The organism is Pseudomonas frederiksbergensis, from assembly GCF_003732705.1.
Lineage (GTDB): Bacteria > Pseudomonadota > Gammaproteobacteria > Pseudomonadales > Pseudomonadaceae > Aquipseudomonas > Aquipseudomonas frederiksbergensis_F.
This window is the reverse complement of sequence record NZ_MOBR01000006.1, coordinates 223,035-237,516: the sequence shown is the minus strand read 5'-3', so window position 1 is coordinate 237,516 and position 14,482 is coordinate 223,035. Positions and strand designations below refer to the sequence as shown.

General features: G+C 59.4%; 15 protein-coding genes. 5 read left to right on the top strand and 10 right to left on the bottom strand.

What is annotated here, in order from left to right; translation table 11 throughout:
• Nucleotides 1-91 precede the first annotated feature (91 nt).
• The 3 genes from BK667_RS05905 (at nt 92) to BK667_RS05895 (ending at nt 1,923) form a co-directional block, all read left to right on the top strand.
• Nucleotides 92-697 (top strand): hypothetical protein, encoded by a 606-nt coding sequence (locus BK667_RS05905; RefSeq protein WP_123508020.1) that lies wholly within the window; start codon nt 92-94, stop codon nt 695-697.
• A gap of 109 nt (nt 698-806) precedes the next feature.
• Nucleotides 807-1,205: a YbaY family lipoprotein gene (locus tag BK667_RS05900; RefSeq protein ID WP_123597051.1), complete on the top strand. Its 399-nt coding sequence runs from the start codon at nt 807-809 to the stop codon at nt 1,203-1,205.
• A gap of 28 nt (nt 1,206-1,233) precedes the next feature.
• A complete protein-coding gene (locus BK667_RS05895) occupies nt 1,234-1,923 on the top strand; it encodes a DUF4197 domain-containing protein (protein WP_123597050.1) in 690 nt (229 codons plus the stop codon).
• Nucleotides 1,924-2,071: 148 nt separating this feature from the next.
• Here the strand turns inward: BK667_RS05895 and BK667_RS05885 are convergent, their stop codons facing one another.
• The 3 genes from BK667_RS05885 to BK667_RS05875 form a co-directional block, all read right to left on the bottom strand.
• Entirely contained in the window at nt 2,072-3,256 is a 1,185-nt protein-coding gene (locus BK667_RS05885; protein WP_123597049.1) for a Fic family protein, read from the bottom strand.
• Between the two features lie 251 nt (nt 3,257-3,507).
• Nucleotides 3,508-6,579 (bottom strand): efflux RND transporter permease subunit, encoded by a 3,072-nt coding sequence (locus BK667_RS05880; RefSeq protein WP_123508014.1) that lies wholly within the window; start codon nt 6,577-6,579, stop codon nt 3,508-3,510.
• Nucleotides 6,580-6,585: 6 nt separating this feature from the next.
• Complete coding sequence (locus BK667_RS05875) at nt 6,586-7,686, bottom strand: efflux RND transporter periplasmic adaptor subunit (protein ID WP_123508012.1); 1,101 nt, start codon at nt 7,684-7,686, stop codon at nt 6,586-6,588.
• A 94-nt stretch (nt 7,687-7,780) separates the two neighbouring features.
• Here BK667_RS05875 and BK667_RS05870 point away from each other — a divergent pair, with 94 nt between their 5' ends.
• A complete protein-coding gene (locus BK667_RS05870; RefSeq protein WP_123597048.1) occupies nt 7,781-8,425 on the top strand; it encodes a TetR/AcrR family transcriptional regulator in 645 nt (214 codons plus the stop codon).
• A 127-nt stretch (nt 8,426-8,552) separates the two neighbouring features.
• Here the strand turns inward: BK667_RS05870 and BK667_RS05865 are convergent, their stop codons facing one another.
• Entirely contained in the window at nt 8,553-9,335 is a 783-nt protein-coding gene (locus BK667_RS05865; protein ID WP_123597047.1) for a class I SAM-dependent methyltransferase, read from the bottom strand.
• Between the two features lie 93 nt (nt 9,336-9,428).
• On the opposite strand from BK667_RS05865, the gene BK667_RS05860 reads away from it, so the two are divergent.
• Entirely contained in the window at nt 9,429-10,049 is a 621-nt protein-coding gene (locus BK667_RS05860) for an energy transducer TonB (RefSeq protein WP_123508010.1), read from the top strand.
• A 14-nt stretch (nt 10,050-10,063) separates the two neighbouring features.
• On the opposite strand, the gene BK667_RS05855 is transcribed toward BK667_RS05860, so the two are convergent.
• The 6 genes from BK667_RS05855 to adk all read right to left on the bottom strand — a co-directional run bounded on the left by BK667_RS05855 (nt 10,064) and on the right by adk (nt 14,433).
• Complete coding sequence (locus tag BK667_RS05855; RefSeq protein WP_123597046.1) at nt 10,064-10,759, bottom strand: extensin-like domain-containing protein; 696 nt, start codon at nt 10,757-10,759, stop codon at nt 10,064-10,066.
• Nucleotides 10,760-10,761: 2 nt separating this feature from the next.
• Nucleotides 10,762-11,583, bottom strand: coding sequence for an isocitrate lyase/PEP mutase family protein (locus BK667_RS05850; RefSeq protein ID WP_123597045.1), 822 nt, complete (start codon nt 11,581-11,583; stop codon nt 10,762-10,764).
• Nucleotides 11,584-11,616: 33 nt separating this feature from the next.
• Nucleotides 11,617-12,477, bottom strand: a complete 861-nt coding sequence (locus BK667_RS05845; RefSeq protein WP_123508004.1) for a DUF72 domain-containing protein — start codon at nt 12,475-12,477, stop codon at nt 11,617-11,619.
• Nucleotides 12,477-12,785 carry a hypothetical protein gene (locus BK667_RS05840; protein WP_123597044.1) on the bottom strand — a complete coding sequence of 103 codons (309 nt, stop codon included), beginning with the start codon at nt 12,783-12,785 and terminating at the stop codon, nt 12,477-12,479. The genes BK667_RS05845 and BK667_RS05840 overlap by 1 nt, the downstream gene beginning before the upstream one ends.
• A 232-nt stretch (nt 12,786-13,017) precedes the next feature.
• Nucleotides 13,018-13,692 (bottom strand): tRNA (adenosine(37)-N6)-threonylcarbamoyltransferase complex dimerization subunit type 1 TsaB, encoded by a 675-nt coding sequence (tsaB, locus tag BK667_RS05835; RefSeq protein WP_123597043.1) that lies wholly within the window; start codon nt 13,690-13,692, stop codon nt 13,018-13,020.
• A gap of 93 nt (nt 13,693-13,785) precedes the next feature.
• Nucleotides 13,786-14,433 (bottom strand): adenylate kinase, encoded by a 648-nt coding sequence (gene adk, locus BK667_RS05830; protein WP_123507998.1) that lies wholly within the window; start codon nt 14,431-14,433, stop codon nt 13,786-13,788.
• Nucleotides 14,434-14,482 lie beyond the last annotated feature (49 nt).

Here is a 14,482-nt window from a genome sequence, read left to right as displayed (position 1 = left end):
CCCGACAACTAACAAGGAAACACGGACGTTTCCTTATTAGTTAATTAACGGATAAATTGAGTTTTTTCATTATCACGATAAGGACATCGCGATGGATAACAACTCGACTATCACCCTGACATTCAAGCTCCCGCCTTTTTATTCCGTGCCGACGGAGGGCGAGCGTGAGACCCGCATCAACATTCAAATCATTAATACCTCCCGCCCCATCACCGTCATGAACTGGATTCATCCCGACATCGCGGACGGACAGTGGAATTTTTCATTCCCGCACAACTATGAAGATGTGAGCGTCAAATATCAGGTCAATGTACAACTAAGCCATAATCGCACCCCCTTGTTGCTGGACCTGGATTACTTCGTCACGGTCGCCAAGGCACCCCACTACCAGACACTTCACTTGAGTCCGATCGGGCAACTTTATGTCGAGGCGCAACAGCCGAAACCCGTCGAGCGCGATCAAGCAATTACTATCCGCGCCCATGAACATAATGAGCCGGGCGCTGAACTTGTTCGTCTACAGTGCGATGAAGAAACAGCCACGTCGTTTTATCTAAATTACGATCCGGCGCAGGTGATTCCCGGCAAACGTTACACATTGAAAGGCATGGAAAACAGGTTTGGCCGGGATATCTCTGTCTACCCTGATCTCGCGGTATTAGTGCCTTTCGGATTTAAAGAAGCTTCGTCCCGTTGATCAGCATTTGTCGGCAAGCCGTTTTTTTGAGTTTCGACGTGCACCGCAAAATCCGCTAAATTCCCCGGGCGCCAGGTTCCTGCTGGCGCCAACGTTTTAGAGGCCCTCGATGAAAAAACTGATGCTTGTTTGCCTGACCACTCTGCTCGGTGCCTGCCAAACCTTGCACCCTGGCGCCAAAACCAGCCTCGATGGCGAAGTGTTCTACCTGCAACGCATCGCCCTGCCGCCGAGCGCCACCTTGAGCGTCAGCCTGCAGGACGTGTCCCTGGCCGATGCGCCCGCCGTTGTACTGAATGAGCAGAAAGGCCCGGTCAAAGGCCAGGTCCCGCTGCCGTTTCACCTGAGCTACGACCCGGCGCAGATCAAACCCGGTCATCGTTATTCGGTCAGCGCACGCATTGAGGTGAACGGTGAACTGATGTTCATCACCACCGAAAACCATGCAGTGCAACTCGATCGCAATGATCCGCAGCCACTGAAAATCCGCGTCGACGCCGTTCGCTAATTTCCCTTATTCGTACAAGGAAGCCGCCATGCTCCGCCCTACCCTTCGCTTCGCCGGCCTGTGCGCAGGCTTGATGATTTCCGCCAGCGCCCTGGCGTTGTCCCTCAATGACCTGTCGCAAAACGATGCCACTGGCGGCCTCAAGGACGCACTGACCCAAGGCGCGCAACTGGCCGTCAAACAACTCGGCACACCGGGCGGTTTCAGCAATAACCCGGACGTGAAGATCGAACTGCCGGGCAAACTGGGCAAAGTCGCCAGCAAAATGAAAGCCTTCGGCATGGGCGCCCAGGTTGATCAACTGGAAACCAGCATGAACAAAGCGGCAGAAACCGCCGTGACCCAGGCCCAGCCGATCCTTGTGGATGCGGTGAAAAAAATGAGCGTGGCCGATGCCAAGGGCATCCTCAGCGGCGGCAAAGACTCCGCCACCCAGTACCTGGACAAATCCAGCCGCGAACAGATCCGCGCCAAGTTCCTGCCGATCGTCAAGCAAGCCACCGACCAGGTTGGCCTGGCCAAGCAATACAACTCGTTCGCCGGCCAAGCCGCGACACTGGGCGTACTGGACGCGAAAAGCGCCAACATCGAAAGCTACGTGACCGAACAGACCCTCAACGGCTTGTTCGAGATGATCGGCAAACAGGAAGAAACCATCCGCCAGAACCCGGCGGCAGCGGCGACCAGTTTGGCCAAGAAAGTCTTCGGTACGCTCTAAACCCCAGCGCAAAACCCTGTGGGAGCGGGCTTGCTCGCGAAGGCGGCGTGTCAGTCGACATCAACTTTGACTGACACACCACTTTCGCGAGCAAGCCCGCTCCCACAAGGGTTCACTGGCGTACGCAAATGTCATATTCACTGGAGATCTACTGTGGGAGCGAACCTGCTCGCGAAAGCGGTCGCCCAGTCGAGCGTGTACTGACTGACACAACGCCTTCGCGAGCAGGCTCGCTCCCACCATAAGCCAGGCTTTTGCGGTAGACCTCAGTAAAGCCAGTCACCGCCCGCAAAACGACCGAGCACTGGAAATCGATGAAGTACGTCACGTCCAGGTCATCCGCTTCGGTGTACAGATACGAGCGTCCGTACTTCACCGGTGCGTTGCGCAGCAGCGTGCTGATGGCAATGTAGCGAAAAGCCGAAAAGTCATTCTTGAACATCAACCAGTAAAACAGCGCCCGGGCGACACGACCGTTGCCGTCGCGAAACGGATGCTCGTAGCCCAGGGCAAAATGTAGCGCAACGGCTTTGATCAATGGATGAACATAGTTCGGGTGAAAGGGATCGTTGTGGGTTTGGTTGATCCACTTCGACAACGCTTGCAAGCGTGACGCCAGTCCCGCAGCGGGCGGCGGTGTGTGTACGGTATTACCCTCACCGTCCTGCACCACGACGTCGTCGTTAGCCCTGAATATCCCCGGCGCATATTGCGAGTCATCGATACCTTCGACCCCCACCCGATGGATCGCTGCAATCAGCTCGACGCTCAAGGGTTCATAACGCTTTTCCCAAGCGAAATTCATCATTTTGTAGTTGCCGATGACCATTCGTTCATCCGGCGTACGCGGCTGGCGTTTACGCTTGAGCATGTCCTTGGCCACCCGAGTGGTGGTCGCCGCGCCTTCCAGCTGACTGCTGCTGATGGCTTCGTCTTCGATCAGGTCATTGAGCAAGTAGCTGAAATGTGCGCGTTCGCCCAGCTGGCGGGTCATGTATTCCAACGCTGCGGTGCTGGCTTGCCGATCGACCGCCGAAATCGCTTTTTGCGCGACGGGTGTCAATACGAAGTTGCCCCACTGGACGGGCTCGCCCAGTGGCAGAAGTCTGGCGTACTGGGCAGTACGGGCCTTCTTGACCAGCGCCCAACAGAGATGGCTATCCAGCCCCGGCGCCCAGCGATAACGCAATTCATCGAATGGCAGGTAGCGCCCCTGATCGTCCAGAGGCTTTAGCAGTGCAAGGTAATCCTTGAGGCGTTCCTTGTGGGGTGATTGCGCCAACAAGTCAAACACCGGGTCTGACCTGCCCTTGAGCGCGGGGGGCTTTTTCATTATGACTGTCTCAAAAACTCATCAAAACCGAGTCAGGAGTACAGCATTTGGCCGTCTGCGACTCAATATCAAAGCATTCTGAAAAAGGTGTAGGAACAAGGAAACCCAATGTGGGAGCGGGCTTGCTCGCGAAGGCGGCGTGTCAGTCGACATCAACGTTGACTGACGCACCGTTTTCGCGAGCAAGCCCGCTCCCACAATTTTGAACAGTGTTCGGCGGTAAAGAGCAGGCGGCCCGGGGGCCGCCGGGATTACGCGGGGTCTTTCTTGATCCTGAACCACGCTGCATACAGCGCCGGCAGGAACAACAACGTCAACGCCGTCGCGACAATCAACCCGCCCATGATTGCCACCGCCATCGGCCCGAAGAACACGCTGCGTGACAGCGGGATCATCGCCAGTACCGCGGCGAGTGCCGTCAGCACGATGGGCCGGAATCGCCGCACCGTGGCTTCGATGATCGCTTGCCACGGTTTGAGCCCGGCGGCGATGTCTTGTTCGATCTGGTCCACCAGGATCACTGAGTTGCGCATGATCATCCCGGACAAGGCGATGGTCCCGAGCATGGCGACGAAGCCGAACGGCTGGCGGAACACCATCAGGAACAAGGTCACGCCGATCAGCCCCAGTGGCGCTGTCAGAAACACCATCACCGTGCGTGAGAAACTGCGCAGTTGCAGCATCAGCAACGTCAACACAACCACAATGAACAGTGGCACACCGGCCTTCACCGAGTTCTGCCCGCGAGCCGAGTCTTCCACGGTGCCGCCGACTTCCAGCAAGTAGCCATCCGGCAGTTCGGCGCGGATCGGGTCGAGGGTCGGCATGATCTGCTGCACCAGGGTCGCCGGTTGCTCCTTGCCATAGATGTCCGCGCGAATCGTCACGTTGGGCAGGCGGTTGCGGTGCCAGATGATGCCTTCTTCGAAGCCATATTCCAGGGTCGCAATCTGCGACAGCGCGACGCTTTTGCCGTTGTCGGTGGGCACAGCCAGGCTCGGCAACAGCGACAGTTCGGTGCGCTCATGCACGGTGCCGCGCAGCAGGATTTCGATCAACTCGTTGTCTTCGCGGTACTGGCTGACGCTGGAACCGGTCAGGGAGCTTTGCAAAAACTTCGACAGGTTGGCGGTGCTGACGCCGAGGGCCCGGGCGCGGTCCTGATCAACGTTCAGGTACACGACTTTGCTCGGTTCTTCCCAGTCCAGATGGACGTTGACCACGTGGGGATTCTCGCGAACTTTTTCCGCCACTTTACGGGCCAGGGCACGGACTTCTTCGATGTGCTCGCCGGTGACGCGGAACTGCACCGGATAGCCAACCGGCGGGCCGTTTTCCAAACGCGTAACCCGCGAGCGCAGCGCCGGGAACTGTTCGTTGAGGGTTTCGATCAGCCAGGTGCGCAGGGTTTCGCGCTCCTCGATGGTCTTGGCCAGGACCACAAACTGAGCGAAGCTCGCCGCAGGAAGTTGCTGATCCAGCGGTAGGTAAAATCGCGGCGAACCGGTGCCGACGTAGGCCACGTAGTTGTCGATGCCGGCGTGATCCTTCAGCAGACCTTCAAGGCGTTTAACCTCGTCGGTGGTGTTGCTCAGGGACGCGCCTTCGGCCAGTTTCAGATCGACCATCAGTTCCAGCCGACCCGAGGCCGGGAAAAACTGCTGCGGCACGAAGCGGAACAGCACGATGGAGGCGATGAACAGGATGACCGTCAGTGTGATCACGGTCTTGCGCCAGCGCACGCACCACTCCACCAAGCGTCGTACGCGCTGATAGAACGGCGTGCCATAAGGGTCGGGCTGACCGCCCGTGGTGCCGTGTTTGGCTGCGTGAATCTTCGCCAGGTCCGGCAGGAGTTTTTCCCCCAGGTACGGCACAAACACCACGGCAGCAATCCACGACGCCAACAGCGCGATGGTGACTACCTGGAAGATTGAGCGGGTGTATTCACCGGTGCCCGATTGCGCGGTGGCGATGGGCAGGAACCCGGCCGCCGTGATCAACGTGCCAGTGAGCATCGGGAACGCGGTGCTGGTCCAGGCATAGCTGGCGGCCTTGATGCGGTCGAAGCCCTGCTCCATTTTGATCGCCATCATTTCCACGGCGATGATCGCGTCGTCCACCAGCAAACCCAAGGCCAGCACCAAAGCACCGAGGGAAATCTTGTGCAGGCCGATGCCGAGGTAATACATGCAGGCGAACGTCATCGCCAGCACCAGCGGAATGGCCAGCGCCACGACCATGCCGGTGCGCACGCCGAGGGAGAAGAAACTCACCAGCAACACGATCGCCAGGGCTTCGACCAGCACCTGGACGAACTCGCCAACACCGGTTTTCACCGCGGCAGGCTGGTCCGAAACCTTGCGCAGTTGCATACCGGCGGGGAGGTTTTTCTGGATGCGGTCGAACTCGACTTCCAGGGCCTTGCCGAGGACCAGAATGTCGCCACCGTCCTTCATCGCCACGGCCAGACCGATAGCGTCCTCGGCCATGAAACGCATACGCGGCGCCGGTGGATCGTTGAAACCGCGACGCACGTCGGCGACATCGGCGATGCGGAACGTACGATCACCGACCCGGATCGGAAAGCTTTTTATCTGTTCGACTGTCTGAAAATTCCCGGTGACCCGTAGCTGTAATCGCTCGCTGCTGGTTTCGAAGAAGCCAGCGGTGGACACCGAATTCTGCTCTTCAAGCGCCTGCTGCACTGCGGCGAGCGGCAAGCCGAGGGTGGCGAGTTTGACGTTGGACAGTTCGATCCAGATCTTCTCGTCCTGCAGGCCGAGCAGATCGACCTTGCCTACATCCTTGACCCGTTGCAGCTGAATCTGGATGCGGTCGGCGTAATCCTTGAGCACCGCGTAGTCAAAACCGTCGCCGGTCAGGGCGTAGATGTTGCCGAACGTGGTGCCGAATTCATCGTTGAAAAACGGCCCTTGAATGCCCGGCGGCAGGGTCTGGCGGATGTCGCTGATCTTTTTGCGGACCTGATACCACAGCTCCGGGATCTGCGCCGAGTGCATCGAATCCCGGGCCATGAACGTCACCTGGGATTCACCCGGACGGGAGAACGAGACGATGCGCTCGTACTCGCCGGTTTCCATCAGCTTCTTTTCAATGCGCTCGGTGACCTGTCGCGAGACTTCCTGGGCTGTGGCCCCCGGCCAATTGGTACGAATCACCATGGCCTTGAAGGTGAACGGCGGGTCTTCGCTTTGGCCAAGCTTGGTGTAGGAAAGTGCGCCGACGATCGCCAGCAAAAGCATCAGGAACAGTACGATCTGGCGGTTACGCAGCGCCCATTCGGAAAGATTGAAACCCATCGGGGATTACTCCTTGTCCGCCAGATTGACCACGCGGTTGGAGCGATCCACCGGGCGTACTTGCTGCCCGTCATGAAGCACATGAACCCCGGCGGCCACCACCCAGTCGCTGGCGTTCAGGCCCTCAAACACCGGAACGGTTTTCTCACCGAAGGCACCGACCCGGACCGGGACTTTTTTCAAGGTGTTATTGGCGCCGACCACCCACACGTACGTGGCGCCGTTTTCGGCGGTGACTGCCGACAAAGGCACTGACAGCGGCACGACTTGCGCGGTCTGGATAAACACCCGGGCGCTCTGGCCGAGTTCGGCCGGAACTTTGCCGGACGTGAAGGCAATACGCGCCGCGAAGGTCCGGGATTTTGGATCGGCCGCGGGCGACAGCTCTCGGATGCGCCCGGTAAAACGTTGATCAGGCTGAGTCCACAGCTCCACCGAGACCGGCTGATCGACCTTGAATCGACCAAAACTTTGCTCCGGCAGGCTGATCAACACTTCACGCTCGCCATCGGTGGCGAGGGTAAACACGGTTTGCCCGGCAGCAACCACTTGGCCGACTTCCACCGCACGTTTGGCCACCACCCCATCCTGGGGCGCACGCAGCACGGCGTAGCTCGCCTGATTGGTCGAGACGTTGAATTCGGCTTTGATTTGTTTGAGGCGCGCTTCACCGGATCGGTAAAGGTTTTCGGAATTGTCGTACGCAGACTTGCTCACCATCTGACGGTCCATCAGCGTCTTGTAGCGATCCCGTTCGGCGCGCACCAGGTTCAGATTGGCTTCGGCGGCGGTGACTTGAGCGCGAGTGGCTTCAAGTTGCAGGCGGACGTCCTGGGGATCGAGTTCGGCCAAGGGTTGATCAGCCTTGACCCGCTGACCTTCCTCGACCAGTCGTCGGCTGACTTTACCGCCAATGCGGAACGCCAGATCCGGCTCATAACGGGCGCGAACTTCACCGGGATAGCTTTCCATCGCCTGGGCCGAAGGCTGTGGCTGCACCACCATGGCCGGTCGCACGCTGACTTGCGGCGCCTCTTCGTGACCGCACGCCGACAATAAAAAAGCCAGACTGACTGGCAACGCGAGGGGCAAGGCATAGCGGAACATGGTGAAGGACCTTTCGCTAATGGTGCTTGGAATAATTATACTGGCGGGTATGTTATTAATAGCAAACTCACCAGTCCAGTATTAAAAGCGAAGAATGTCGAACAATCTTTCAGCATCCAATGGTCCGGGCCGCCCCAAGGATCTGGCCAAGCGCCAGGCCATCCTCGAGGCGGCGAAAATTCTGTTTCTGAGTAATGGTTACGCCAACACCAGCATGGATGCCGTGGCGGCCGAGGCCGGGGTGTCGAAACTGACGGTCTACAGCCATTTCAACGACAAGGAGACGTTGTTCTCCGCCGCCGTGGTGGCCAAGTGCGAAGAGCAATTGCCGCCACTGTTCTTCGAATTGCCGGACGGCATTGCGGTGGAAACGGTGCTGTTGAACATCGCCCGAGGCTTTCACCAGTTGGTCAATAGCGATGAGTCAGTGAACCTGCATCGCTTGATGATCAGCCTGGGTAGCCAGGACCCGAAGCTGTCGCTGATCTTCTTCGAGGCCGGGCCGGAGCGCATGTTGAATGGCATGGAGCGGTTGCTGAGCAGGATCGATCAGACCGGCGAATTGAGCATTGATAAACCGCGCAACGCCGCCGGGCATTTCTTTTGCCTGCTCAAAGGGGCGGGGAATTTTCGGTTGCTGTATGGCTGCGGCGAGCCGTTGACCGGGGAAGCGGCCGAGGAGCATGTGCTGGAGGTGGTAGGGTTGTTTATGCGGGCTTATCGGCCTGAGACGGCCTGATGATCGTTCCCACGCTCTGCGTGGGAATGCCTCAATGGACGCTCCGCGTTCGGCTTTGAATGGGACGCGGAGCGTCCCGGGCTGCATTCCCACGCAGAGCGTGGGAACGATCAGGTTCAGTGCTGAATCAGGGCTTAAGCGCCTTCTTCGGATAAATGTCATACCGACTGGATTTCCCATCCAACGCATGACTGGGCTTGGGCCCCGCAATGCACGGCGCCTTGCGCGGGCGCTTGACCACGACCCGATGGCTGGCCAGGGCCAACGCGGCTTCAAGCAAGGCCGGCGCATCCGGGTCATCCCCCACCAACGGGCGGAACAGGCGCATTTCCTTCTTCACCAGCGCGGTTTTCTCACGGTGCGGGAACATCGGATCAAGGTAGATCACCTGCGGCGGCTCCCCTTCCCAATTGCGCATCACATCAATCGAATTGCCCTTGAGCAAGCGCATCCGCGCCACGATTGGCGCCACGTCGAAATCTTCCGCGCCACGGGCCAAGCCGTCCTCCAGCAACGCGCCGATCAGCGGCTGACGCTCGATCAGGCTCATCTCGCAACCCAAACTGGCCAGCACGAACGCATCCTTGCCCAGCCCCGCCGTGGCATCCAGCACCCGTGGGCGCACGCCTTGGGCGATGCCGACTGCCTTGGCGATCATCTGCCCGGTGCCGCCGCCGAATAACCGACGATGGGCCGCGCCGCCCTCGACGAAATCCACCCGCACCGGCCCCGGCGCGTCAGGCCCCAGCTGTTGCAGCTGCAAACCCTGTTCGCCCACCTGCAAGGCAAACTCGCCGTCATCCACCTGCAAGGGCAAGCCCAGGCGCTCGGCCCATTGCTCGGCCTGTGGCTGAAACGCCGGGGCCGAAGCCTCGACATGGATGCGGCAGGCCGCGGGTTGTTCAATCATGGGAAAAGGTGCTCAAAAATTAATGATCGGCCAAAAACGTCCGATAACAAAACTATCGAGCATTTTGCCAGAGCTGAGCGTCGACCGAGAAAAATGTCAGACATTCAAACCACATCCGTTGGCTACATATCGCGTCATGGCGATTATGGCCTGCGAAACTCCCAAGCACTGAGCGGCGTCAGTCACCTGTGGCAAGATTTTTTCGCCCAGGCCCTGGCCGAACAGTCGAGCGATGTGGTGCCGGCGTGCGGGACCTTTCCACCGGTGGATCTGGAAAGCCCGGTTGAGCCGACCGTTGGCAGCGAGCTCTACGCGCACATTATTTCCCAGCGCGAATGCGATGTGACAGAAACCCAGGTCAAGCCACCTGAGCCGCTGTTCCTGCCGATTGCCGAGTTCGAAATGGACCTGGCCGACAAACCTTTCCCGCCGTTCCCGCCAGAAGAAATCGTCGCCCAGCAACAACAGCAGAACTTCGAAAGCGGCTGGGTCCGCCCAATCGTGCTCACCGCTGGCCAGCCTGTGCCAGCAGCGGGCCCGGCGCCGCAGCCGCGTCCACTGCACCTGCCCATCGCCGAGTTCGAACTGCATTTGCTGGACAAACCGTTCCCACCGTTCTCGCCCGAAGAACTGGTTGAACAGCAGAAACAACTCGATTTCGATAACGGCTGGGCACGCCCAATCGTTCTGCAAAACCTGCGCATCGCCGCCTGATCCCTCGGCATCCTTCAGCGACACACCCACCACGGCCCCACATCCACATGAAAGTGATTGCGATGGGCGGCGTTGTAGTCCGGGCTCAACACCACACTGAACATGTCGCAGGCGCCGTCGCGGACCTGGCGTAGAAACCGCGCGTCCTCATTATCTTTTGGCCAATCCTTGAGCACGCGGATGGTTCGGCCATCGGCCAGGCGAAAACCGGCGATATCCAGGGCGTTGGCGCTGGCGTGCTGACTGCGGGCGCCGTTCTCGCGGTTGTACAGGTTGCGGCAAGCGAAACTGCCGAGGTGATCGACCCGCGTCACAACCTGGCCGTAAACCGCCTGAGAGGCTGGTTGCAGGGCGTGGCGTTCAAACAGGGCGAACGCCACCGCCAACGGGCAACTGGCGAGGAAACTGCTGCTCAGGGCCACCTCACCGCCCTGGACACGCAGGGTATTGGTCAACGGGCACGCCGCGTCCGGGCTATCAGCCTGGCGGGTGACCCGCAAACCGGAACTGCTCAGGGCTTGATCGCACAGCTGTGGATCATCGCGCAAGCGCATCAGTTTGTAGCGGGTCAGAAAATTCGGCGCAACTTTCACATCCAGTGGCGCCCAAGGATTCCACTGCGCCGGCACGTCGATCCAGCCGCGCCAGACGCTCAAACCCACCGCCCCAATCACCAACGCCACGAGCAACAATCCCTTGGCAACCCGCATCGTCAGCCTTTGAAGAACTGATTGGCCTTCGCATAGGGCATGGAGCGCGAGGTGAAGCTGAAGGTGCCGGACGTCTTGATCTCTTCAGCCGCGCGGAAGAACTCGCCATATGCCGCCAAGGCCAGCGCCGAACCGACGCTGATGCGCTTGACGCCCATCTCGCTCAATTGCTCGACCGTCAACTTGAGCCCGCCGGACATCAACACATTGACCGGTTTCGGCGCCACGGCGCGAACCACTACCAACACGTCTTCAGCACTGCGCAGGCCCGGCGCGTAAAGCACGTCGGCCCCTGCTTCGGCGAATGCCTGCAAGCGGCGGATGGTGTCATCCAGATCAGGATTGCCGTGCAGAAAATTCTCGGCGCGGGCCGTCAGCATAAAAGGGAAAGGCAGGCTACGAGCCGCTTTCACGGCCGCTTCGACACGCGCCACGGCATGTTCGAAGCAGTAGATTGGCGCGTCTTCACGGCCAGTGGCATCTTCGATTGAGCCACCGACCGCACCGGCCTCGGCCGCACGCAGAATGCTTTGTGCGCATTCGGCCGGATCGTCGGCGAAGCCGTTTTCCAGATCGACGGCGACGGGCAGATCAGTCGCCGCGACAATCGCCCGAACATTGGCCAGAGTGTCGTCCAGCGACAATCCGCCATCAGGGCGCGCATTGGAAAAAGCGTAACCGGCACTGGTGGTCGCCAGCGCCTCGAAACCCAGGCTGGCGAGCATCTTCGCCGAGCCGGCGTCCCACGGGTTGGGAATGACAAAAGCCCCCGCGCGTTCATGCAGTGCTTTGAACGCCTGGGCTCGAAGGGTTTGCGCATCCATTGGCAGGCTCCTGAGAAGAGGAAGGAAACCGCCTCAGAGCAAGCCAAGTTGCTCGGCGGCGGGCTCTCTGTATAGCTCAGGCAGCGGCGGCAAGCCAGGCAAACGCAGCATCAGTTTTGCGTGAAAACGTTGCGCCAGTTTCGCCGCCAGCAGGTTGTCGGCGGTGTGCAGGAAGATATAGGGCGTGCGCCCCTCTTCAATCCACTGGGCGATTTTCTCGACCCAGGGCACCAGGAACGGATCGTTGGCCTCCAGTTGCGGATGACCGATGAATCGCACCTGAGGGAATTGGGTGAACGCTGCGGGTCGGGGTGGGACCTTGGGCTTTTTCGATTGGGCGTGGAGCACCGAAGGATCGGTCGAGATGCAACTGAACAGCGCTCGGGGATCGAGGCAAATGCGTTCGACACCGCGATCCAGTAACAGGCGATTGAGCATGCGCTCGGCATCGCCCTTGGCAAAGAATTCGTCATGCCGCACCTCGACCGCCAAGGGTCGGTCCACGGCATCGATAAAACCGGCCAGCTCCGACAGTCGTTGTGGTGTGAAGCTTTTGGAAAGCTGCAGCCACACAGGGGAAACCCGCTCACCCAATGGGCTGAGCAATTGCAGGAAGGTGTCGACAGCGGTCAGTTGTTCGCGAAGGTCGCCACTGTGGCTGATGTCGCCAGGGAACTTGGCAGTGAAGCGAAAGTGTTCGGGCATGGTCTCGGCCCAGCGCTGCACAGTGGTGGCAGCCGGGCTCGCGTAGAAGGTCGTATTACCTTCAACGGCGTTGAAAACCTGGGAATAGAGATTGAGGAACTCGGCGGGTTTGGCGTCTTGCGGGTAGAGATAATCGCGCCAGGCGTTTTCACTCCAGGACGGGCAACCGAGGTAGTAAGGCAGCAACATCAGATGTACAGGTCGAGACCCAGCACATCAGCGTCCCAATCGACAAAACCGGCGGTGCTCAGGTAGCTGGCTAACGCCATCGCTACGCTTTTACTCATGGCACGGTGGTAAATCATGTCTTGCTGACGGGCGGGGAGATTGCTCAAGCGTTGCGCGGAGGCTTTGGCGGCGCGGGCGGCCAGTTGCTCTTCAGTCGGGATTTCCAGCTCACCGTCGATGTCATCGACGGACTCATCCAGCGCGATATTGCCTTTGCGAGGCTTTCGCTTGATGGGGTACGACTGAGAGGAAAGGCCGTCTATACGCATAAGTGCATGCTCGGTATCAGTGATGGCAGTTTAGTGGCGCATGGACCACTTCGCAAACTGTCGAGTGATAACTAGAACACATAAAAGGAAAAAGGTTTAAGGCTGGGGGTTAGAAACTGACGATTGGCGGTGTCTGTTGGATCGCTTTCGCGGGCAAGCCTCGCTCCTACGGATCACATCGACCTGTAGGAGCGAGGCTTGCCCGCGAAGAAACCAACTCGGTCTGGAAGCATCAACGCGCTTTGGGCGTCGCCACCTTATCCCGCAAATAAACCGGCTGCGCCTCATCCGCCACAATCGCTTCACCGCGTTCCCAGGCAAATCGCGCCAGGGTCAGCAGGTCTTCAGCGTGAGGCAACATCGTCGCATCCTGCCCGGTCAGGCTGACGCCGATACGCTCGGCATACCCCCAACCGGTGCCCGCGCCGAACCACTCGCCGCTTGCATCCGCCGGCAACGCCGCCACTTCCGGCGCCAACACGGCTTCATTGCCCACAAGCCGCATCTCCCCCGCCGTTTCGCGGTAGCAGCCCCAATACACTTCATCCATCCGCGCATCAATGGCCGCCGCGACCTGGCTCACGCCGTGTTCGCGATAAGCACGCTGGGCCAGCACAGCCAGGTTCGACACCGGCAACACCGGGCGCTCCAGGGCAAAGGCCAAACCTTGCACCACACCGATGGCGATCCGCACGCCCGTGAAGGCGCCCGGCCCACGGCCAAACGCAATGGCATCCACCGCTTGCAGGGTGGTGCCGGCGTCGGCCAGCAGTTGCTGGATCATCGGCAACAGTTTTTGCGCATGCAGGCGCGGGATCACCTCGTAATGGCTCGCCACCTTGCCGTCATGCAGCAAGGCAACAGAGCAAGCTTCAGTCGCGGTGTCCAGGGCCAGCAAGGTGCTCATCGATGTTTCCGTAAGAGAGGTCAGAAAAAGTGCGTCAGTATAAACAACTACGGCCCGCAAGCGGGCCGTAGAAGATGAAGCGATTCAGACTTTTCAGCTCAGCGCTTCAAGCACCGTGCCGGTGATCGCTTCAACCGAGCCCACACCTTCGATGTGGCTGTACTTCGGCTTGCCTTGAGCTGCGGACAGCTCCTGGTAAAACTTCACCAGTGGCTCGGTCTGCGCATGGTAGACCGACAGGCGATGACGCACGGTTTCTTCAGTATCGTCTTTGCGTTGCACCAGCTCTTCACCGGTGATGTCGTCTTTACCGGCAATTTTCGGCGGGTTGTAGACGATGTGGTACACGCGGCCGGAAGCCTCGTGCACACGACGACCGGCGATACGCTGGACGATGTCTTCGTCTTTAACGTCGATTTCGACCACGTGGTCCAGCTCAACGCCCGCTTTCACCAGGGCTTCAGCCTGGGGAATGGTGCGCGGGAAGCCGTCGAACAGAAAACCGTTGGCGCAATCCGCCTGGCTGATGCGTTCCTTGACCAGATTGATGATCAGGTCATCGGAGACCAGACCACCGCTGTCCATGATGCTCTTGGCAACCAGGCCCAGCTCGGTGCCGGCCTTGACCGCTGCACGCAGCATGTCGCCAGTGGAGATTTGCGGAATGCCGAATTTCTCGGTGATGAACTTAGCCTGAGTACCTTTACCGGCCCCGGGAGCTCCCAGCAGAATGACGCGCATCGATGTGCTCCTCAATTTTTTATATAGATAACGTCAGATTCGCCTCGTG

Excerpts from the sequence above, each read along its gene's own strand:
- BK667_RS05905 (WP_123508020.1), top strand. The coding sequence starts at position 92 with ATGGATAACAACTCGACTATCACCCTGACATTCAAGCTCCCGCCTTTT.
- BK667_RS05900 (WP_123597051.1), top strand. The coding sequence starts at position 807 with ATGAAAAAACTGATGCTTGTTTGCCTGACCACTCTGCTCGGTGCCTGC.
- BK667_RS05895 (WP_123597050.1), top strand. The coding sequence starts at position 1,234 with ATGCTCCGCCCTACCCTTCGCTTCGCCGGCCTGTGCGCAGGCTTGATG.
- BK667_RS05885 (WP_123597049.1), bottom strand. The coding sequence starts at position 3,256 with ATGAAAAAGCCCCCCGCGCTCAAGGGCAGGTCAGACCCGGTGTTTGAC.
- BK667_RS05880 (WP_123508014.1), bottom strand. The coding sequence starts at position 6,579 with ATGGGTTTCAATCTTTCCGAATGGGCGCTGCGTAACCGCCAGATCGTA.
- BK667_RS05875 (WP_123508012.1), bottom strand. The coding sequence starts at position 7,686 with ATGTTCCGCTATGCCTTGCCCCTCGCGTTGCCAGTCAGTCTGGCTTTT.
- BK667_RS05870 (WP_123597048.1), top strand. The coding sequence starts at position 7,781 with ATGTCGAACAATCTTTCAGCATCCAATGGTCCGGGCCGCCCCAAGGAT.
- BK667_RS05865 (WP_123597047.1), bottom strand. The coding sequence starts at position 9,335 with ATGATTGAACAACCCGCGGCCTGCCGCATCCATGTCGAGGCTTCGGCC.
- BK667_RS05860 (WP_123508010.1), top strand. The coding sequence starts at position 9,429 with ATGTCAGACATTCAAACCACATCCGTTGGCTACATATCGCGTCATGGC.
- BK667_RS05855 (WP_123597046.1), bottom strand. The coding sequence starts at position 10,759 with ATGCGGGTTGCCAAGGGATTGTTGCTCGTGGCGTTGGTGATTGGGGCG.
- BK667_RS05850 (WP_123597045.1), bottom strand. The coding sequence starts at position 11,583 with ATGGATGCGCAAACCCTTCGAGCCCAGGCGTTCAAAGCACTGCATGAA.
- BK667_RS05845 (WP_123508004.1), bottom strand. The coding sequence starts at position 12,477 with ATGTTGCTGCCTTACTACCTCGGTTGCCCGTCCTGGAGTGAAAACGCC.
- BK667_RS05840 (WP_123597044.1), bottom strand. The coding sequence starts at position 12,785 with ATGCGTATAGACGGCCTTTCCTCTCAGTCGTACCCCATCAAGCGAAAG.
- tsaB (WP_123597043.1), bottom strand. The coding sequence starts at position 13,692 with ATGAGCACCTTGCTGGCCCTGGACACCGCGACTGAAGCTTGCTCTGTT.
- adk (WP_123507998.1), bottom strand. The coding sequence starts at position 14,433 with ATGCGCGTCATTCTGCTGGGAGCTCCCGGGGCCGGTAAAGGTACTCAG.